The organism is Streptococcus sp. SM3, assembly GCF_027497875.1.
Genome location: NZ_JAJNSA010000021.1, coordinates 1 through 20,548, shown reverse-complemented (window position 1 = coordinate 20,548; position 20,548 = coordinate 1). Strand labels below are relative to the sequence as shown.

Below are 20,548 nucleotides of genomic sequence, written 5' to 3'. Positions count from 1 at the left end.
ATTATAAGGCCATACTGATGTAGTTAAGGATAAACAAGGCATCCAAAATCCAAATCATGACATGAACATCTTTAGCTTGACCTTTAACAAGCTTAGTCAAAGTGTAAGTCAAGAAACCAACTGCAATCCCTTGAGTGATAGAGTAGCTGAATCCCATAAAGATAGATGTGAAGAAAGCAGGAACCGCTTCAGACATATCGTCCCAATGGATATTTTTCAAGCTAGCCAACATCATAATCCCAACGATAATCAAGATTGGAGCTGTAGCGGCTGTTGGTACAATCGCTAGAAGTGGGCTAAAGAAGCTTGAGATTGCAAAACAGATAGCTACGACCAAGGCTGTCAAACCAGTACGTCCACCCGCACCGATACCAGCAGCAGACTCAACATAAGTCGTTACGTTCGAAGTACCAGCGATGGCACCAATTGAAGTACCAATCAAGTCAGAGTAAAGAGCCTTATCCAACTTAGCTGATTGGTGATTTTCACCATTTGTCGCTACGATACCAACTTTTTCACCTGTACCGATCAAGGTACCAATTGTATCAAAAATATCTGTCAATGAGAAGGCAAGAATAGCCATCAGAGTTTCAGGCAAGCGAGCTGTATCTGAAATCAAAGCTCCCAAACCTTCTGAACCAAGAGCTGCACCAAAGACTGTCTTCAAGTCTTCAAAGGCTGCACCAACATGGTTATTAGCAAAATCGATGCTTGACAAATCTACCAAACCAACTGCGATAGCAAGAATAGTTGTTGTCAAGATAGAGAGGATAATTCCCCCTTTAATTCCTTTGATAACAAAGAAGATTGTAATGGCCAGTCCTGCAAGTGCCACCAAAACAGCTGGGTTATTAAAGTCAACCAATCCTGGAACTGCTGAAGAGTTTGCTGCAATCGTTGCTTTAGCTTTGTCAGCCCCTTCTCCTACAACAGTATAGTTACCTGGATCAATCGTAAATTTCAAAAATCCAGCATTCTTAATTCCTACGTAGGCAAGGAAGACACCGATACCAGCTGAAATAGCTGAGCGAAGAGCATTTGGAATCGATTCAATGATCATTTTACGAACATTTGTCAAGGTAATAATCAGTGAGATAATCCCACAGATGAAGACCATAGCTAGGGCTTGTTGCCAAGAATAACCGAGTCCAAATACAACTGTAAAGGTAAAGAAGGCATTCAATCCCATACCTGGTGCTTGGGCATAAGGTAAGTTAGCATAGAAGGCCATCATCAAGGTACCCGCTACTGCACCAATGATCGTCGCTAGGAAGACACCTTGAGCAGGCATTCCTGTTTGCGAAAGAATTTGTGGATTTACAAAGAGAATATAACTCATTGCAAAGAAAGTTGTTAAACCAGCGAGAACCTCTGTACGAACGTCTGTACCGTTCTCTTTTAGTTTAAATAATTTGTCCATTATTAATCTCCTTTTAATTTTTACGAACAATAATAGAATTATATCATTTATCATTCACTTTTTCAATATCTTTGTTTGATTTATTTAAGAAATTGATCCAATTCATTTTTTGTTTGGAATCTGCTTTTCTGCCGGCTTTCTGTTATAATAGAAGACATCTTATCTGAAAAGACACTAGAAAGGTCCCTATGACGAAAAAAATTATTGCAGTTGACCTGGATGGAACCCTACTCAACTCAGACAGTCAAATTTCTGACTTTACCAAAAAAACCATAAAAAAAGTTACTGAAAAAGGCCATCAGGTTATTATTACGACAGGTCGCCCTTACCGTATGTCAAAAGATTTTTACCGTGAACTGGGCTTAGACACTCCTATGATTAACTTCAATGGCTCCCTCACTCATTTACCAGACCAAGTTTGGAGCTTTGAAAAGTGTTTAACCGTAGACAAAAAATATCTGCTAGATATGGTTCAACGTTCAGAGGACATTCAAGCCGATTTTATCGCTGGAGAATACCGTAAAAAATTCTATATCACAAATCCCAATGAAGAAATTGCTAATCCCAAACTATTTGGGGTAGAAGCTTTCCAGCCTGAAGATCAATTTCAGCCAGAGTTAGTAACCAAGGATCCTAACTGTATTCTGTTACAGACCAGAGCCAGTGACAAATATGCCTTGGCAAAAGAAATGAACGCCTTCTACCAGCATCAACTGTCTATCAATACCTGGGGAGGTCCGCTCAATATCCTTGAATGTACCCCAAAAGGTGTCAACAAGGCCTTTGCTTTGGACTACTTGCTCAAGGTAATGAACCGCGACAAAAAGGATTTGATTGCCTTTGGAGATGAACACAACGATACCGAAATGCTCGCTTTTGCTGGGAAAGGTTATGCCATGAAAAATGCCAATCCTGAGCTACTCCCCTATGCAGATGAGCAAATCGCCCTGACCAACGACCAAGACGGTGTTGCCAAAACCCTGCAAGATTTATTCTTATAGTCCATTCTGACCAGCTTGCGAGCTGGTCTTTGTGCTCTTTTCACAGTCTCATCAACCAGTTAAGCGATTGTTCTATTTTTTGCCTCCAAAACCTTGGAAAAGGCTTTCTTTTGTGATATACTTCACATATAAATATAAGAGAGCTCGTCATACTCGACTCTGTTGACACAAAATCAATCCAGTCCTGTTTCTCCTGCTCTCAGTTAATATCAAGGAGGATAGCTATGAAAGCTGTTGTTGTAAATCCAGAAAGCACTGGTGTTGCTGTTGAGGAAAAAGTACTCCGTCCACTTGAAACTGGGGAAGCACTTGTAGAAATTGAATACTGTGGTGTTTGCCACACTGACCTCCACGTTGCCCATGGTGACTTTGGTCAAGTACCAGGACGTGTCCTAGGTCACGAAGGTGTTGGTATCGTTAAAGAAATTGCCCCAGATGTGAAAAGCCTTAAAGTCGGTGACCGCGTCAGCGTTGCTTGGTTCTTTGAAGGATGTGGCACTTGCGAATACTGTACAACTGGCCGTGAAACTCTTTGCCGTACAGTAAAAAATGCCGGCTACTCAGTAGATGGTGGTATGGCTGAACAATGTATCGTAACAGCAGACTATGCTGTTAAAGTTCCTGACGGACTTGATCCAGCCCAAGCTTCATCTATCACATGTGCTGGTGTAACAACCTATAAAGCTATAAAAGAAGCAAAAGTTGAACCAGGCCAATGGGTTGTTCTTTACGGTGCTGGTGGACTTGGTAACCTAGCTGTTCAATACGCTAAAAAAGTATTCAATGCTCATGTCATCGCAGTTGATATCAATAACGACAAACTTGCCCTTGCAAAAGAAGTAGGTGCTGACATTGTTATTAACGGCCTAGAAGTTGAAGATGTACCTGGACTCATCAAGGAAAAAACTGATGGTGGAGCTCATTCAGCTGTCGTAACTGCTGTATCTAAAGTTGCCTTCAACCAGGCTGTTGACTCAGTTCGTGCTGGTGGTCGCGTAGTCGCTGTTGGTCTTCCTTCTGAAATGATGGAACTCAGCATCGTCAAAACCGTTCTAGATGGAATCCAAGTCATCGGTTCTCTTGTTGGAACTCGTAAAGACTTGGAAGAAGCCTTCCAATTCGGTGCAGAAGGTTTAGTAGTTCCAGTTGTTCAAAAACGTCCAGTAGAAGATGCTGTAGCCATTTTCGACGAAATGGAAAAAGGTCAAATCCAAGGACGTATGGTACTCGACTTCACCCACTAATCTATTAGAAACCTATTTTAAAAGTTGGAATGCGCTTCCAACTTTTTTATATTAAATTTTTTAATAAGGATTCAAAAAAACTTCTCTAAAACTTAATATATCAATATTTACAAAAGAAGCCTTTTCCCTTTTTTATGTTAAATAGTTGCTTTTTACATGAAAACGGTTTATACTTAAACAGTCTTAAAGTTTTCTTAAACGAAAACTAAAACAAAAAAGGAGGAATGACAATAATGAGTATCGGAATCATTATTGCGAGCCACGGCGAATTTGCTGCGGGTATTCATCAGTCAGGATCTATGATCTTTGGTGAACAAGAAAAGGTTCAAGTTGTAACCTTTATGCCAAATGAAGGTCCTGATGATCTATACGCTAAGTTTAATAACGCTGTTGCTGCATTTGACGCAGAAGATGAGGTTCTAGTTTTGGCTGACCTTTGGAGTGGATCTCCATTTAACCAAGCTAGTCGCGTGATGGGAGAAAATCCTGAGCGTAAGTTTGCCATCATCACAGGACTTAACTTACCGATGTTAATTCAAGCCTACACAGAGCGCCTTATGGACGCTGCTGCAGGTGTAGAAAAAGTCGCTGCGAATATTATCAAAGAAGCCAAAGATGGCATCAAGGCTCTTCCAGAAGAGTTAAATCCAGTTGAAGAAGTTGCAAGTGCTGCAGCTGCTCCAGTTGCCCAAGCTGCTATCCCAGAAGGAACTGTTATCGGAGATGGAAAACTCAAGATTAACCTTGCCCGTCTGGACACTCGTCTCCTTCACGGTCAGGTTGCCACTGCTTGGACTCCAGATTCAAAAGCAGACCGTATCATCGTTGCTTCAGATAACGTTGCCAACGACGATCTTCGTAAAGAATTGATTAAACAAGCAGCTCCAAATAATGTCAGAGCCAATGTGGTTCCAATTCAAAAATTGATTGAGGTTTCAAAAGACCCACGCTTTGGAGAAACACATGCCCTTATCTTGTTTGAAACACCTCAAGATGCCCTTCGTGCAATCGAAGGTGGCGTGCCAATCAAGACCCTTAACGTAGGATCAATGGCTCACTCAACAGGTAAAACAATGGTCAACAACGTTTTGTCTATGGACAAAGATGACGTTGCTACATTTGAAAAAATGCGTGACCTCGGTGTTGAATTTGACGTACGTAAAGTACCAAACGACACTAAAAAAGATTTGTTTGACTTGATTAGCAAAGCCAACGTTCAATAACAAATATCAAACTATAGAAGAATTCTAAGAAAATTTTTCACTTTATTATCATTAAATAGAAAAGGAATAAAACCATGTCAGATATTTCAATTATTTCTGCTGTCTTGGTTGTAGTTGTTGCCTTCCTTGCAGGTCTTGAAGGTATCCTCGACCAATTCCAATTCCATCAACCAATCGTCGCATGTACCCTTATCGGACTTGCAACTGGTAACCTCGAAGCAGGTGTTATGCTTGGTGGATCACTTCAAATGATCGCCCTTGGTTGGGCAAACATCGGAGCTGCCGTAGCTCCTGACGCTGCTCTTGCATCTGTTGCCGCAGCCATCATCTTGATTAAAGGTGGTAACTTTACTACTGAAGGTATCGCCGTTGCAACAGCAACAGCTATCCCTCTTGCCGTAGCTGGACTTTTCTTGACTATGATTGTTCGTACAATCTCAGTTGGTTTGGTTCACACTGCAGATGCTGCCGCTAAAGAAGGAAATATTGCAGCTGTTGAACGTGCTCACTTTATCGCACTTCTTCTTCAAGGTCTTCGTATTGCTATCCCTGCAGCCTTCCTTATCGCTATCCCAGCTTCTGCCGTTCAAGATGCTCTTAAATTGATGCCAGACTGGTTGAACGGTGGTATGGCTGTCGGTGGTGCTATGGTCGTTGCCGTTGGTTACGCTATGGTTATCAACATGATGGCAACTCGTGAAGTATGGCCATTCTTCGCAATCGGTTTTGCACTTGCTGCGATTTCTCAATTGACTTTGATTGCCCTTGGTGTAGTCGGTGTTGCCCTTGCTTTCATCTACCTTAACCTTTCAAAACAAGGTGGTAACGGTGGCGGCGGAGCTGCGACTTCTAACGACCCAATCGGTGATATCCTAGAAGACTACTAGAAAGGGGAACAATCATGACTGAAAAACTTCAATTATCAAAATCAGATCGTAAAAAAGTTTGGTGGCGTTCACAATTCCTTCAAGGTTCTTGGAACTACGAGCGTATGCAAAACTTGGGTTGGGCTTACTCATTGATCCCAGCTATCAAAAAATTGTACACTACTAAAGAAGACCAAGCGGCTGCTCTTGAGCGCCACCTTGAGTTCTTCAACACTCACCCATACGTAGCTGCTCCAATCATGGGGGTTACTCTTGCACTTGAAGAAGAACGTGCGAACGGTGTTGAAATCGACGACGCTGCTATCCAAGGGGTTAAAATCGGTATGATGGGCCCTCTTGCTGGTATCGGTGACCCAGTATTCTGGTTTACAGTTCGTCCTATCCTTGGAGCTCTTGGTGCATCACTTGCTGCATCTGGTAACTTGGTTGGTCCACTTCTCTTCTTCTTCGGATGGAACGCTATCCGTATGGCCTTCCTATGGTACACACAAGAATTTGGTTACAAAGCTGGATCTGAAATCACTAAAGACATGTCTGGTGGTATTTTGAAAGACATCACTAAAGGTGCTTCTATCCTTGGTATGTTCATCCTTGCCGTCCTTGTACAACGTTGGGTATCTATCAACTTCACAGTTAACCTTCCTGGTAAACAATTGGCTGAAGGTGCCTACATCAACTTCCCAGAAGGTCCTGTATCAGGTGCTGAATTGAAAGGTATCCTTGGTCAAGCACTTGGTGGATTGAGCCTAGATAAGATTCAACCACAAACCCTTCAAGGTCAGTTGAACTCATTGATTCCAGGATTGATGGGACTTCTCCTTACTTTCCTTTGCATGTGGTTGCTTAAGAAAAAAGTATCACCTATCTCAATCATCCTTGCACTCTTTGCAGTAGGTATCGCAGCTCGTTTCTTCGGTATCATGTAATCAAGCAACTTAAAAGGAACCAGGTTCTAAACCTGATTCCTTTTTTCTATGCTTTTATACTCTTCGAAAATCAAATTCAAACCACGTCAGCGTCGCCTTACCGTACTCAAGTACAGCCTGCGGCTAGCTTCCTAGTTTGCTCTTTGATTTTCATTGAGTATTATTCTGCCAAGGCTCCCATTGGATCCCATGGTGCAAGTACGATTGGTTCTGCTTCATAGGCAGCTTGTTCTTCGGCTGTCAGCAATTCTTTGCGAACAACGATTTGGTAAGTGTATTCGTCCATCCAAGCGTCTGAGGCAACGAAGTAGCCATCTGTACCGACCTTGTCTCCCCAAGAGTTTTCAACCTTCCACTTTGTTGACTTGCCATTTTCATCCAAATCAACACCTGTCAAGACCATGGCGTGAGTCATTAAGCTTTCGCTGTAGTCCAGACGTCCAGCCTTGTCTTGAGTGAGTTTAATGTCCATGCTTGATTCGAAGTCATAAACATCTGTCGCAAGGATTCCAGCTTTGCGGTTGCTGAGCTGACCAACATCTGAACCAAACCAAACAGTCTCACCTGCTTGCATTTGAGCAATCGCCAATTCTTTCAAGCGCTCCATCGGTACGTTGATGTAACGAACCTCACGGCTACCAACCACATTTCCCAACATCTCAACTGTGTAAGATTTGCCGTAAGGCTTGTCAGCAGTTGGGGCGTTGATAACAGAAACATAATCTTCTAGAGGAAGATTGACATATTTCTTGTAAAACTCTTGTGGTGTAATGCCCTTTTCACTTTGGTAGTTGTTATCTTTATCGCGATAAGCAAAATCAAATTTACGTGGTGGAAGACCTAGTGACATAGCAAGGAAATTAAAGATTTCTTGCAAGAGGTCTTCTTTCTTAGCTTGAACAGTCGCTTGATCCGCACCAGAAGTAAGCAAGTCACGCAAAATTTGAGCATCTTGGCGAAGCAATTTGTTAAGGATTGCATTTAGCTCACGGCTGCTACTAGATGAAACAGATTCAGGGTAAACTGACTTAGGCACGACACCGTATTTCTCAAAGAGAGAAACGACCATATCCCATTGACCGCCATCTTGTTGGGGAGTTTGAAGTAGGAATTTAACCTTACGGCTCGTCAAGTCTTGGTCTGCAGTCGCAATCACTTGTTCCAAGAACCAGTTTGATTTCTCATACTTGTCCCAGAAGAAGGTGTGGGCCTGTGACAACTCAAAATTTTCCAATTTATATTGTGAAATGAGTTTGTGACGGAAGGTGTTGAGGGCTGCGAACATCCAGCAACGACCAGATGCTTTCTGGTTAGTGACCTTGTCCTTGGTCAAATCCAATGAGAAAACAGGGGTGTTGTCTACATGGCTTTGGCGACGCTCAAGGGCTGCAAAAATTCCGTTGTGGCTGGCAGCATTTTCAATCGCTTGGTATTTTACATTTGCTTCATAGTTGGCAAATAGTTTATCAGTAAATGATTCTTGAATCGCGTTCATAGATTCCTCCTTTTATTCTACAGTCTATTATAACTCTTTTCACAAAGGAAGCAACTGAAAAACATAGAAGGCAAGGATATTCTTCCTCACCTTTTTCGAATATAAACCAAATTAAGCAATACTAGCAAGAAGATCTTCTAATTCTTCCTTGGTCAAGCGACGCCATTCTCCTCGCTGCAAGTTCTCATCCAATACTAGCGTTCCCATAGTCAAACGTTGCAAGTCCACCACTTCCTTACCACAGTAAGCCACCATACGCTTGACCTGATGAAACTTCCCTTCTGCAATGGTCACACGGATTTGGCTTTGATTCTTTTCTATATCTATGGAAACAAGCTCCAGTCTAGCAGGCTGACAGGTAAAATCCTTAAGAGGAATTCCCTTGGCAAATGTCTCCGCATCTTCTTGGGTCATCATTCCCTTGACCTGAGCCAGATACGTCTTATCCACATGACGCTTGGGTGAAAGAAGAGCATGGGCAAGCTTGCCGTCATTGGTCAAGAGTAAAAGACCATGCGTGTCAATATCCAAGCGTCCTACTGGGAAAACTTCCTTGCTCCGAGCAATATCATCCAGCAAGTCCAGAACGGTTCTGTGCTTGGGATCCTCAGTCGCTGAGATAACTCCTTTGGGCTTGTTCATCATGTAGTAGACAAACTCTTCATACTCCAACACTTGCCCATCAAAGCGAATCTCATCTCTTTCTTCATCAATCTGCAATTTAGCTGACTTTTCTTTTTTACCATTTACCGTCACGCGCCCAGACTTGAGCATGTTTTTGACCTCTGTCCGACTCCCTACAGCGCAGGCAACTAAAAATTTATCCAATCTCATAGAACTATTATATCACACTCAAAAGGAGGCTGTCTCAATGACCAACCTCCTTTTCGTTTCATACTCTTCAAAAATCTCTTCAAACCGCGTCAACGTCGCCTTGCCGTATATATGTTACTGACTTCGTCAGTTCTATCTGCAACCTCAAAACAGTGTTTTGAGCTGACTTCGTCAGTTCTATCTACAACCTCAAAGCAGTGCTTTGAGCAACCTGCGGCTAGTTTCCTAGTTTGCTCTTTGATTTTCATTGAGTATCAGATTTAAGAAATTAACTTCCTCGTCTCCAGAAAATCGCTAAGACAATCATGGAACCTAGTACTGCCGGAATAATGGCAGTTCCTGCTATTATCGGTCCCCAAGTCCCAAAAAGCAAGTGGCCTATAAAGGCACCAATCCAGCCTAGAAACATTTTTCCAAAACATCCCATTCGCTCTCCACGATTGGTCAGAGTACCTGCTAAAAATCCCACTAGGAGACCAACGAACATACTTCCTAACATATTATCTCCTTAATTTGCCCAATCTCCGTTACGGAAGAGTGGTACACGTGTCCCATCCTCACGGATACCATCGATATCCATTTGGTTAGAACCAATCATAAAGTCTACGTGAACATCTGAACGGTTAAGCCCCGCAGCTTCAAGCTCCTCTTCGCTCATCTCCGCTCCACCAACTACGCTAGTCGCATAGGCTGCACCGATAGCCAAGTGATTTGACGCATTCTCATCGAAAAGGGTATTAAAGAAGGTAATGCCTGACTGAGAAATTGGGCTTGGATCTGGCACCAAGGCACATTCACCTAAGGCACGTGCACCCGCATTTTCAAATACAAGATCTTTCATCACTTGATTACCCTTCTCAGCAGTGATATCTACGATTTGTCCATCCTTAAAGGTCACCTTAATGCCTTCAATGATATTTCCGTTGTAGCTAAGCGGTTTTGTAGAAGTGACATAACCATCTGCACGACGGAAGTCAGGTGCTGTGAAGACTTCCTCTGTCGGCATATTTGGCAAGAATCCTTCGCCCTGTGCATTGATAGCACCAGCTGATTCCCAAACGTGGTTCTTTGGCAAACCAAGTGTCAAATCTGTCCCCGGCGCTGTGTAGTGAAGAGCTGAAAATTGCTCCTTATTAAGCATATCGGCCTTGCTCTTCAAGATAGCTGCATGCTCTTCCCACGCCTTAACAGGATCTTCTTCGTAGACACGGCAAGTTTTGAAGATTTGGTCCCAAAGGAGATCGACTGCTTCTTCATCGCTCGCAGCATTTGGAAAGACTTTCTTGGACCACTCAAGTCCAGCAGCGGCTGCCACAGTCCAGCTAACCTTGTTGGATTGCGTTGCGATGCGCATTGGCTTCATAGCAAGTCCCATAGCTTTAGCAGAAGCTGAAAGCTTGTCAGCATCCACACCGTTCAAAGCACCTGGATCAGATGAACGAACTCCGAGACGGCTAGCTTTGTTCTCCAAGAGATAGTTCATCTCAGCAATCTTGTATTCTGGCACATTGTCCAGACGCTCCATTGGCGCATGGAGGAATTTCTCACGGTTAATGACATCATCTGTCCACTGAACGATCACCTCATGTGCACCCAAAGCATAAGCTTCTTTGACGATCAAATGCGCCAACTCACGTTGCTCCACATCGATAGAGAGAGCCAAAGTGTGACCAGGTTGCACATTAATTCCGTTCGCAACCAATAATTTAGCATATTTTTCTAGATTTTCTTTAAAATTTGGTAAAACCATTTTATTCTTCCTTTTCTTTTTGTTTATTTTTCTTTCAAAGCAGAGAATAATCCTGCTAAAGCAATAGCACCTGACAAGAGTGCTGTTGATAGAAGAATTGTCTGGTCAGCAAGTTCCAATTGATACTCAAACACCTTCTCAGCCGGCTTGTCTTCCGCAAAAATTCTTAGTTTCATCTTTTTTCCTCCAAGACCTTAAAACAACTCATCAAACAAACTCAACTGATTATCCTCTGGCATATTTCCAAGAATACCCATTTCATCCATCTTTTCAACCAAGGTTGATGAGAGTCCACCACGCTTGCGCAATTCTGTTTTAGATAGGAATTCTCCCTCTTCACGCGCTCGCACCAATTGCTTGGCAACGTTCTCTCCCAGACCATCCATAGCAACAAATGGCGGGATGAGGGTATCCCCATCGATAAGGAACTCTGTCGCCTGACTACGGTAGAGATCTAGTTTGCCAAACTTGAAACCGCGTTCCCACATTTCATTGACAATCTCAAGAGTTGTATAGAGGTCAATTTCCACATTAGAGGCTTCATTATTCTTCCGTTTTTCAGCGATTTCTTCCATTCTACGCTTGATAGCATCTAAGCCCCCTCCCATGGTCTTGATATCAAAAGCCTTAGCACGGATTGAGAAGTAAGCACAGTAGTAATAAATGGGATGATGAACCTTGAAGTAAGCTACACGCAAGGCCATCATAACGTAGGCTGCCGCATGGGCTTTGGGGAACATATACTTAATTTTCCCACAGGATTCGATATACCACTCTGGTACCTTATTAGCCTTCATGGCTTCGATGTAGCCATTGCGTTCCTCTTCTGAAATCTTGAGCCACAAGCCCTTACGTACCCGTTCCATGATGGTAAAGGCCATCTTAGGTTCGAGACCAGCATGCATGAGGTAAACCATGATGTCATCTCGACAACCGATAACAGTCGATAGGTCAGCAATCCCTTGTTTAATCAAATCTTGGGCATTGCCCAGCCAAACGTCGGTACCATGGGACAACCCTGACAACTGAAGCAACTCCGCAAAAGTTGTCGGATGGGTTTCATCGACCATGCCTCGGACAAAGTTGGTTCCAAACTCTGGAATCCCCAACATCCCCGTAGGCGTCCCGATTTGCTCAGGTGTTACCCCTAACACATCCGTCCCAGAAAAGAGGGCCATCACACCTTCGTCATCCATAGGGATTTCATTAGGATCAATCCCAGACAAGTCCTGAAGTTTCCGAATCATGGTCGGATCATCATGTCCCAGCACATCGAGTTTGAGGACGTTCTCGTCGATATCATGGAAGTTAAAGTGAGTCGTTTGCCATTCAGCTGTCACATCATCCGCTGGATACTGGACAGGCGTAAAGTCGTAAACATCCATGTAGTTAGGAATAACAACGATTCCTCCTGGGTGTTGTCCTGTTGTCCGCTTGACACCAGCAGCACCTTGAGCAAGACGTTCCACCTCTGCATCACGATAAAACTTTCCATAATCTCGCTCGTAACCCTTGACAAATCCATAAGCGGTCTTGGCAGCCACCGTACCAACCGTTCCCGCACGGAAGGCATATTCCTCACCAAAGATATCACGCACATCCAAGTGAGCGCTAGGCTGATCTTCTCCCGAGAAGTTCAAGTCAATATCAGGAACCTTATCCCCATCAAAACCAAGGAAGGTCTCAAACGGAATATCCTGTCCGTTTTTGCTGAGTTTATGACCACATTTTGGACAGTCCTTATTAGGCATATCAAATCCTGAACCATAAGAACCATCGGTGATAAACTCACTGTACTGACACTGACCACAGACATAGTGAGGAGAGAGAGGATTGACCTCCGTAATCCCAATCATAGTCGCAACAAAACTAGATCCGACAGACCCACGAGAACCAACCAAGTAGCCCCGTTCATTGGAACGTTGAACCAGCATCTGCGAGGCCAGATAAATCACAGCAAATCCATTCCCCAGAATAGAGGTTAGTTCTTTTTCAATCCGCAAATCAACGATATCTGGCAGCGGATTACCATAAATCTCAAAGGCCTTCTTATAGGTCAATTCAGCGACCGTTTCTTCAGCCTTGTCAATGAAAGGCGTATACAAGTCACCCTTAACAACCTCAACGGGTTCAAAGATTTCTGCCAAGGCATTGGTATTTTCAATAACCAATTTGCGAGCTAATTCCTCTCCCAAGAATGCAAATTCATCCAACATTTCATTAGTCGTTCTAAAATGAGCTTTTGGAAGAGGAGCGGGTTGGGCATGTTCGCCATGACCAATAGTTCGGTTAATCATCGCCCCCTGTCCCAAACTACGGACGATAATTTCACGGTAAATCTCTTCTTCTGGTTCGATATAGTGGACATTTCCCGTAGCCAAAACGGGCTTGCCAAGACGGTCGCCGACCTCTATCAAACTTTTGATAATGGTCTGTAGTTCTTCCATATCCTTGACCTGCTCCTTGGCGATCAATGGCGCATAGATAGCTGGTGGCATGATCTCAATAAAGTCATAATACTTGGCCACCTCAACCGCCGCATCCACACCTTGGGAAACGACTGCATCAAAAACTTCACCTTCAGAGCAAGCTGAACCTAAAATCAAACCTTCCCGATGGGCATCTAAAACCGTTCTCGGAATCCGTGGCACCCCTTCAAAGTACTTAGTATTAGACAAGGAAACCAGCTTAAAGATATTTTTTAGACCTACCTGATTCTTGACATAAATAGTCGCATGCTTGATCCGAGCTTTTTTATAAGAATCTGGACTAATCAAATCAATGTTAAGTCTAGCTAGATTGGTCACGCCATGTTTTTCTGCTACTTCTTTGATAAAGATGAAAAGCAGGCGACCTGTAGCTTCCGCATCGTAGTTGGCCATGTGGTGATGCTCTAAGGCCACACCAAAACGCTTAGTCAAAGGCCCCAAACCATGACGTTTATACTCAGGATACAGGTTTCTAGCAAACTCAAGCGTATCAATCACTGGTTGACTAATCTTAGGCAAACCATGACGCTCATAATTGGCATTCATAAAGCCAACGTCAAAGGTAGCATTATGGGCAACTAAGACTGTATCCTTGCAGAATTCTTGGAATTCTTGCAAAACTTGTTCTAGTGGTTTGGCATTTTTGACATGGTCATCTGTAATTCCAGTCAACTCAGTAGTAAAAGCTGACAAGGGATGTCCAGGATTGATAAATTCATCAAATTCAGCAATAACATTCCCCTTGTACATCTTAGAGGCTGCAACCTGAATCAAGTCATTATAGATGGCTGATAGACCCGTCGTTTCCACGTCAAAGACCACATAGGTTGCTTCTGACAAGTCCATCTCCACTTCGTTATAGACGATAGGAACACGGTCCTCCACGATATTGGCTTCCATACCATAGATCAGCTGGATTCCCGCTTTCTTGGCCGCCTTATAGCCGTGTGGGAAGGACTGGACATTCCCATGGTCCGTGATGGCAACCGCCTTGTGTCCCCACTTAGCAGCTGTCGCAACGATCTCTTCTACCTCGGGTAGTGCATCCATGGTCGACATATTAGTATGAGCATGAAACTCAACCCGGCGCTCACCTTCTGGCATCAAATCCTTCCGCTCATAGTGAACAACTTCCTGCACATCCTGTACGTTCATAGTCAAATCGCGTGTGAAGTTATTCATCTCTACATTCCCACGAACACGAAGCCAAGAATTCTTTTTGATGAGATCAAATTTCTGAGCTTCCTCTTCATTCTTAACCCATTTTTGCATAGAAAAACTTGAAGTGTAGTCCGTCATTTTAAAGTTGATCAAAACACGCCCTGTTCTGGTCACTTTTTGCTCCACATCAAAAACAACCCCTTCAAAGACCAAACGATTTTCCTCCGTCGTCACTTCAATCATAGGAGTAATCTCTGCCTTATCCAGCTTCGGTTTAGATGCAGCTTTTTTAGCTTGAAAATCAAAGGATGGTTTCTCTTCCGCTGGAGGAGGTGCCATCTGTTCTAGTTGTTCCATAGCACGGAGCGCTTCCTCATTGGCCGCTTGAACAATCTGCTCATTTTCAGCATGAAAGGCCTCTTCCTGCTCTTGAGTCATGACATCATTCTTCTCGACTTGACAATTAAAAGTTGGAAAACCAAACTTTTCAAGTTGTTTGGCTAAATTAGGAAGATGATTCTTCTTAAAATGTTCCTTATCAATCGCCTCAGAACCCTCAATAAAGAGTTGATTTCCCTCAGCACGAACTTGCAGATTTTGATAAAGGGACTTAAAACCTTGACTAGCACATGGCCCTTCAGAAAAAGCCTCTTTATAGTAGGCCTGCAAGAGTTGGTTTGAAAATTCTTGAGATAGAGCCTTGATTTCGAAAACAGCTTTATTGCCTGTCTTAGAAAATTCCTCACTCAAACCCTTCTTTAATTCTAAAAAGATTTCAATCGGTAAAATATTAGAAAATACGAAATGAAACTCCCATACCTTACTAATTTTATGAACCACAACTCGCTCAATATCAGCCTGTGATAAAGCAGGAGCCTGTCTCATTTCAGCAGACATCCCCAGTTGATTCATCAAAATTTCAAAACTGTTTGACATTCATTTTCCTCACATTATTCTCCTACTATTTTACCATATTTAAAGGTATTTTCTAAAGACAAAAGGAAGCCACTTCAAGACAACAAAGAATTTTCTTATTTGTACTTTTACTACTCATTTAAGGAGATTTACCTATAGAAAAAGAATGAGTTTAAGGAAATTAAAAAATTTTCATAACAGTACTCCCCAAAAAAAGTTAGATAAATGATTTATCCAGAGAAGTTAGTTCTATTTTACACATAAAGAAAATACCCCAAAAGTTAGACAGAAAAAATCTAACTTTTGGGGTGCAGTTTCTCATTTATAAAACCTGAACAGAAAGTAAGCTCTAACTTCTGCCTTCTCTCTTATGCTTGATATCGTTTCACACCATCTAGATAGGTTGCTACCAATTCCAAATCTTTATCTAGTACGATAAAGTCAGCGTCGTAGCCTTCACGGATTTGGCCACAGACATCATCAATGTGAACGGATTTAGCTGGGTTGAAGCTTGCCATCATAACTGCTTCGTGTGGAGAGGCAATGTTCCAGTCAACCACATTCTTCAAACCGTCTTTGAGTTTGAGAATAGAACCCGCCAAGTTACCTGTAGATTTGAGACGAGCAGTTCCATTGGCAACGACAACTGGGAATTCTCCCAACATGTAGTCGCCGTCTTCCAATCCACCCGCTGTCATACAGTCTGTGATAAGAGCGATGTTTTCTGTTCCTTTTTGTTTGATAAGAATTTCGCAGGCTTTTGGATCTACGTGATGGCCGTCACAGATCAACTCTGCATAGGTATGTGGCAATTGGTACATGGCTCCAACCATACCCAGTTCGCGGTGAGTCAAGCCACGCATGCCATTGTAGGCGTGTACCCAAACACTCGCTCCAGCATCGACTGCTTTTTTAGCTTCATCAAAAGTCGCGTTTGAGTGCCCAAGAGCAACCGTCACACCTTCTCCAGTGATAGTCCGTACAAAGTCTTCTACACCTTCACGCTCTGGCGCAAGGGCAATTTTATTTAGCAAGCCATTTGCTGCTTTTTGCCAAGTACGGAACTCATCCATACGAGGATCTTTCATGTAAGCAGGGTTTTGAGCCCCCTTGTATTTCTCTGTGAAATAAGGCCCTTCGAAATAGATTCCACGAATCTTGGCTCCACTTGCTTCCTGGTAACGAACACCAATATTTTCTGTTACCGCAAGCAATTGCTCATAAGATGATGTCAAAGTGGTTGGCAAGAAGCTCGTTACCCCCATGCTGAGGAGTCCTTCACTCATGGTATGAAGGGTGCCTTCGATATTATTATCCATAACATCCACACCGCCAAATCCATGAATGTGGGTATCTACAAGTCCTGGAGCAATGCTATAACCTGTATAGTCAATAATCTCCGCTCCCTCAGGAATCTGCTCGACATGTTTTCCAAACTTGCCATCCACAAGTTCCAAGTAACCACCACGACGAACTCCGTGTGGGTAGAAAAATTGATCCGCTTTAATATAGTTAGGCATAATGTTAACCTCCTTAAAAGATTGATTCCACAATTTATTATGTCAATTACATTATAAACCTTTCTTTTTTATTTGTAAATGGTATAGACCTATTTTCTAGAGATATTTTAAAAGAGCTGGATTTTTCCAACTCTTCTCTTTTAAATACAAGTTATTTTGATTTGACTGGCTTGTCTTGAGCTGTTTGCAAGGCTGCAGCAATGGTATCTGCATACAATTTTGCTCCTGCTTCAATTTTACTATTGTCACTTCCAAAATGGACTTGATCTGTTCCAGTCCAAATTTCTGGATGCTCTTTCGCAACTTGATTCCAATCTGCTATCGTGATGTAAGGAGTCTTCTCTGCCAATTCTCTCATATAGGCAGCCTCTTTCTCAACGATTGCATAGGTCTCTTTTGTCTTATCTCCCTCATAAGGAGTCACCAAAACCATATGGTGGCCCTTAGGAAGATTTTTTACGATACTATCCCAGTCTTCCTTGTAATTTTCAGGATTATTTACCCCAGTTGCAATAACCACCATCTTTGGTAGAAATTTATTCTGGCTATTGTTGAGCATGATTTCGTTGGCGGTCTTGGTTGTTCTGCTTACTTGTGCATTAATCTGTGCCCCTGGAAGGGCTGTCTGCAAGGCTGTATTAGCTCTTAGTGCTACCGAATCACCAATTAACATAGTGCCATCAGCAATTCCTAAACTATCAGCTTCTGCTCGTTCTGTCATCACCTTAGTCTGGCTAATATTTGTTGCAGCTTGCTTCAAGCCATTGACAGTTAAGTCTGTCTCAAAAGCTCCCACTTGTGGTGCCAGCAGAGTTACTAAGAAGACAATGAAGGCCAAGATTCCTGTACTTGCTGCAAGGATTGTGTGAATATGAGGCAGGGGACGAAGGGTTTGTATAATAGGTGTGTCCTTTCCTGCAATCCAAGGTTCCAATACATAAAATGAAAGACTGGCGAATCCATAAGAAAAAATCAAAGTCAGTAACACAGCAAGAAGATTTGATGTCAACTGTGAGAAAATAATATAGAAAGGCCAATGGAAAAGATAAACCGCATAGCTAGTATCCGCTAAAAAGCTGATAATCTTTGGCTCCTGCATGTTAGGAGTCTTTTCATGTAAGACACGCGCCGCCAGAATCATAGTAATGGCTGCAAGGCTGGCAAGCAAGAAGCCCATAAGATAGGCAAAGAGATAGGTAAATTTGACAAAGAAGGTCAAAATGAGTAAGAAGCCAAAACCTCCTGCAAAAACTAAAAGGGTCTTGCGTAAATCCCAGATTTTATCCAATTGCTTAACTAGGGAAGTCGTCTGACGAACGCCTACGATAGTTGCTAACACACTTCCCAAAAAGAATGGATAGACATGAGTTAAACTGGAGAAGTAAACAGAGGAATAAGAGGTTACTAGAAAACTACCAATAAACATGGAGAAGAAGCTGATCAAGAAGGCAGCAGCAGATAAGAGAAAGACCATTCCCTTCAACTGACCATTTGATCTGGACTGTTTAGATAAGAACCAAACTGCCAATCCCCAGAGGATATAGTAGTGAACCTCAACAGCCAAGCTCCAATTATGAACAAACAAATGTGGAATGAACTGAGATTCATAACTCCCACCTGTTAGGAGCTCATAGAAGTTTGTCATGAAACCTAAAACACCCGCAATCTGACCCCCAATTCCAGCCACATAATCTTGGCGAACTAGAAAAGTAAAGGGCATGGTTACCAAGACCATCAAAACCACAGGTGGCACAATCCGATAAAAGCGTCTCCTAAAAAATCCTATCAAGTCAATCTCATGATTTTTAGAAAATTCTTCGATGAGTAGAGCCGTAATCAGAAATCCTGAAAATGTGAAAAAGACATCCACCCCGAAAAATCCTCCAGGAAAGATGGTCTGAAAGAAATGATACAAGAGTACCAAAAGTAAACCTGTAATCCTAATCAAGGAAAACCATTTAATGCGCATACGAGTTTATTCTCCCTTTCATTATACACTTTATTCTATCAAAAAAAGAAGAAAAATCCCAAGAGAAAACTTAGGATTTTTAGCTTATATCAATTCTATTTTAGAAATTACGTCCTGACTTATTATAGCCATATTTTTCTACAAAATACTCACGGAATTCCAAGAGATTGTCATCCATGATGGCTTGGCGTACTTGCTTCATCAGGTTGAGCAAGAAGTAAAGGTTGTGGTAGCTAGTTAAGCGGATACCAAAGGTTTCATCAGCCTTAAGCAGGTGACGAAGATAAGCGCGTGTATAGTTCTTACATGTGTAGCAATCACACTCAGGATCCAGTGGCGTAAAGTCCTCAGCAAACTGGGCATTTTTGACAACCAAACGACCTTGACTGGTCATACAAGTTCCGTTACGAGCGATACGAGTCGGCAAGACACAGTCAAACATATCCACCCCACGAATCACCCCATCAATCAAGCTATCTGGCGCTCCCACACCCATCAAATAGCGAGGTTTATTTTCAGGCAGCAGTTGGGTTGTAAAGTCCAAGACCGCATTCATTTCTTCGTGGGTTTCTCCCACTGCCAAACCACCGATAGAGTAGCCTGGGAAATCCATGCTGACAAGGTCATGAGCCGATTGGCGACGCAAATCTTCAAATCCTGCCCCTTGCACAATCCCAAATAATCCTTGATCATGCGGACGACGATGAGCCTTCAAACCACGCTCAGCCCAACGGCTGGTACGCTCGATTGATTTCTTAACGTAGTCGTAAGGTTGATAAAACTGAGGACATTCGTCAAAGGACATCATGATGTCTGAACCCAGATTATTTTGGATAGAGATGGCCTTTTCTGGAGACAGGAACATCTTAGAACCATTGAGATGGTTTTTAAAAGTTACACCTTCTTCTGTAATATTGCGGCTATCTGCTAAGGAATAGACCTGGAAACCACCACTATCTGTCAAGATAGGCTGGTCCCAATTCATGAACTTGTGAAGACCACCAGCGCGTGCGATGAGTTCATCTCCAGGGCGAAGCCAGAGATGATAGGTGTTTGATAGGATAATTCCCGAACCCATCTCCTTCAATTCTTCAGGCGACTGAGTTTTGACAGTGGCTTGTGTCCCAACTGGCATAAACATAGGTGTTGGGAAGGTACCGTGGGGTGTGATGATTTCTCCCAGACGAGCTCCCGTGTGTTTTTCTTTCTTAATCAAACGATATTTGATTGGTGAATCTGACATTTTTTACCTCCGAAGCTGGGAAAAACAGTCCCAGTTCATACTTTGTACCCAAGGGCATACTGTATGATTTTATCAAAAAAAGCTGGAACTGTCACGAACTATGGTGTATAATGAGAGAATGAAATACCCAAAAATTGATTTAAAAACCATTCGTCTGCAGGCCAGACAATTTCAGGCTGAAAATCCCCGCCTCTTTCTCGTCTATCTCTTACCTAGCATGCTGGTCATCTTATCTGGCTTCCTTAATCCCTTAGAGCGTATCAACGAGTCTATTTTAGAGCAACCCTTTTTAAGCGTGCTTGGTCATGTATTCCAAGCTTACCTTTTTCCACTATTAGTCTCCTTTGTCGGGACGATACTTCTAACCAGTTCAGTTTATACAACTCTGAAACTCATCAAGAATCCAGATACAGAACTATCCGTCAAAAATAGTCTCACTCTCTTTAACGAAGAGTACTTTTCACAAACTTT

The 20,548-nt window shown here is 42.6% G+C and carries 16 protein-coding genes; 6 read left to right on the top strand and 10 right to left on the bottom strand.

The genetic code is table 11. The annotated features are described in order from the left end of the window. Position 1: 1 nt before the first annotated feature. A complete protein-coding gene (locus tag PAN06_RS05275) occupies positions 2-1,420 on the bottom strand; it encodes an NCS2 family permease (RefSeq protein WP_020903071.1) in 1,419 nt (472 codons plus the stop codon). A gap of 188 nt (positions 1,421-1,608) precedes the next feature. Between PAN06_RS05275 and PAN06_RS05270 the strand changes: the two genes are divergently transcribed. The 5 genes from PAN06_RS05270 to PAN06_RS05250 all read left to right on the top strand — a co-directional run bounded on the left by PAN06_RS05270 (position 1,609) and on the right by PAN06_RS05250 (position 6,701). Next, entirely contained in the window at positions 1,609-2,421 is an 813-nt protein-coding gene (locus PAN06_RS05270; RefSeq protein WP_269795780.1) for a Cof-type HAD-IIB family hydrolase, read from the top strand. A gap of 224 nt (positions 2,422-2,645) precedes the next feature. Next, positions 2,646-3,665, top strand: coding sequence for an alcohol dehydrogenase AdhP (gene adhP / locus PAN06_RS05265; RefSeq protein ID WP_000649186.1), 1,020 nt, complete (start codon positions 2,646-2,648; stop codon positions 3,663-3,665). A gap of 233 nt (positions 3,666-3,898) precedes the next feature. Further along, positions 3,899-4,888 carry a PTS sugar transporter subunit IIB gene (locus tag PAN06_RS05260; RefSeq protein WP_033688085.1) on the top strand — a complete coding sequence of 330 codons (990 nt, stop codon included), beginning with the start codon at positions 3,899-3,901 and terminating at the stop codon, positions 4,886-4,888. 74 nt (positions 4,889-4,962) lie between these two features. Beyond that, on the top strand, positions 4,963-5,775 hold the full coding sequence (locus PAN06_RS05255; protein WP_033683013.1) for a PTS mannose/fructose/sorbose transporter subunit IIC: 813 nt from the start codon (positions 4,963-4,965) through the stop codon (positions 5,773-5,775). Positions 5,776-5,789: 14 nt separating this feature from the next. Beyond that, entirely contained in the window at positions 5,790-6,701 is a 912-nt protein-coding gene (locus PAN06_RS05250; RefSeq protein WP_000136858.1) for a PTS system mannose/fructose/sorbose family transporter subunit IID, read from the top strand. A gap of 160 nt (positions 6,702-6,861) precedes the next feature. Here the strand turns inward: PAN06_RS05250 and pepC are convergent, their stop codons facing one another. The 9 genes from pepC to tgt form a co-directional block, all read right to left on the bottom strand. Next, positions 6,862-8,196, bottom strand: a complete 1,335-nt coding sequence (pepC, locus tag PAN06_RS05245) for an aminopeptidase C (RefSeq protein WP_269795779.1) — start codon at positions 8,194-8,196, stop codon at positions 6,862-6,864. A 111-nt stretch (positions 8,197-8,307) separates the two neighbouring features. After that, entirely contained in the window at positions 8,308-9,030 is a 723-nt protein-coding gene (locus PAN06_RS05240; RefSeq protein WP_269795778.1) for a pseudouridine synthase, read from the bottom strand. A gap of 268 nt (positions 9,031-9,298) precedes the next feature. Continuing rightward, positions 9,299-9,529 carry a GlsB/YeaQ/YmgE family stress response membrane protein gene (locus PAN06_RS05235; protein WP_000901572.1) on the bottom strand — a complete coding sequence of 77 codons (231 nt, stop codon included), beginning with the start codon at positions 9,527-9,529 and terminating at the stop codon, positions 9,299-9,301. A 9-nt stretch (positions 9,530-9,538) separates the two neighbouring features. Next, positions 9,539-10,780, bottom strand: coding sequence for an aminopeptidase (locus PAN06_RS05230; RefSeq protein WP_269795777.1), 1,242 nt, complete (start codon positions 10,778-10,780; stop codon positions 9,539-9,541). Between the two features lie 23 nt (positions 10,781-10,803). Then, a complete protein-coding gene (locus PAN06_RS05225) occupies positions 10,804-10,956 on the bottom strand; it encodes a hypothetical protein (RefSeq protein ID WP_000776626.1) in 153 nt (50 codons plus the stop codon). A gap of 18 nt (positions 10,957-10,974) precedes the next feature. After that, positions 10,975-15,366 carry a PolC-type DNA polymerase III gene (locus PAN06_RS05220; protein ID WP_269795776.1) on the bottom strand — a complete coding sequence of 1,464 codons (4,392 nt, stop codon included), beginning with the start codon at positions 15,364-15,366 and terminating at the stop codon, positions 10,975-10,977. Positions 15,367-15,713: 347 nt separating this feature from the next. After that, positions 15,714-16,865, bottom strand: coding sequence for an N-acetylglucosamine-6-phosphate deacetylase (nagA, locus tag PAN06_RS05215; protein ID WP_247933039.1), 1,152 nt, complete (start codon positions 16,863-16,865; stop codon positions 15,714-15,716). Between the two features lie 151 nt (positions 16,866-17,016). Beyond that, positions 17,017-18,834, bottom strand: a complete 1,818-nt coding sequence (locus PAN06_RS05210) for an acyltransferase family protein (RefSeq protein WP_269795775.1) — start codon at positions 18,832-18,834, stop codon at positions 17,017-17,019. Positions 18,835-18,934: 100 nt separating this feature from the next. Then, complete coding sequence (gene tgt / locus PAN06_RS05205; RefSeq protein ID WP_001285237.1) at positions 18,935-20,077, bottom strand: tRNA guanosine(34) transglycosylase Tgt; 1,143 nt, start codon at positions 20,075-20,077, stop codon at positions 18,935-18,937. Positions 20,078-20,195: 118 nt separating this feature from the next. On the opposite strand from tgt, the gene PAN06_RS05200 reads away from it, so the two are divergent. Then, positions 20,196-20,548 (top strand): DUF975 family protein (locus PAN06_RS05200; RefSeq protein WP_269795774.1); only part of this gene is annotated, 353 nt, incomplete at its 3' end.

Coding starts and splice junctions, on each gene's coding strand:
- PAN06_RS05275 (WP_020903071.1), bottom strand. CDS start 1,420: ATGGACAAATTATTTAAACTAAAAGAGAACGGTACAGACGTTCGTACA.
- PAN06_RS05270 (WP_269795780.1), top strand. CDS start 1,609: ATGACGAAAAAAATTATTGCAGTTGACCTGGATGGAACCCTACTCAAC.
- adhP (WP_000649186.1), top strand. CDS start 2,646: ATGAAAGCTGTTGTTGTAAATCCAGAAAGCACTGGTGTTGCTGTTGAG.
- PAN06_RS05260 (WP_033688085.1), top strand. CDS start 3,899: ATGAGTATCGGAATCATTATTGCGAGCCACGGCGAATTTGCTGCGGGT.
- PAN06_RS05255 (WP_033683013.1), top strand. CDS start 4,963: ATGTCAGATATTTCAATTATTTCTGCTGTCTTGGTTGTAGTTGTTGCC.
- PAN06_RS05250 (WP_000136858.1), top strand. CDS start 5,790: ATGACTGAAAAACTTCAATTATCAAAATCAGATCGTAAAAAAGTTTGG.
- pepC (WP_269795779.1), bottom strand. CDS start 8,196: ATGAACGCGATTCAAGAATCATTTACTGATAAACTATTTGCCAACTAT.
- PAN06_RS05240 (WP_269795778.1), bottom strand. CDS start 9,030: ATGAGATTGGATAAATTTTTAGTTGCCTGCGCTGTAGGGAGTCGGACA.
- PAN06_RS05235 (WP_000901572.1), bottom strand. CDS start 9,529: ATGTTAGGAAGTATGTTCGTTGGTCTCCTAGTGGGATTTTTAGCAGGT.
- PAN06_RS05230 (WP_269795777.1), bottom strand. CDS start 10,780: ATGGTTTTACCAAATTTTAAAGAAAATCTAGAAAAATATGCTAAATTA.
- PAN06_RS05225 (WP_000776626.1), bottom strand. CDS start 10,956: ATGAAACTAAGAATTTTTGCGGAAGACAAGCCGGCTGAGAAGGTGTTT.
- PAN06_RS05220 (WP_269795776.1), bottom strand. CDS start 15,366: ATGTCAAACAGTTTTGAAATTTTGATGAATCAACTGGGGATGTCTGCT.
- nagA (WP_247933039.1), bottom strand. CDS start 16,865: ATGCCTAACTATATTAAAGCGGATCAATTTTTCTACCCACACGGAGTT.
- PAN06_RS05210 (WP_269795775.1), bottom strand. CDS start 18,834: ATGCGCATTAAATGGTTTTCCTTGATTAGGATTACAGGTTTACTTTTG.
- tgt (WP_001285237.1), bottom strand. CDS start 20,077: ATGTCAGATTCACCAATCAAATATCGTTTGATTAAGAAAGAAAAACAC.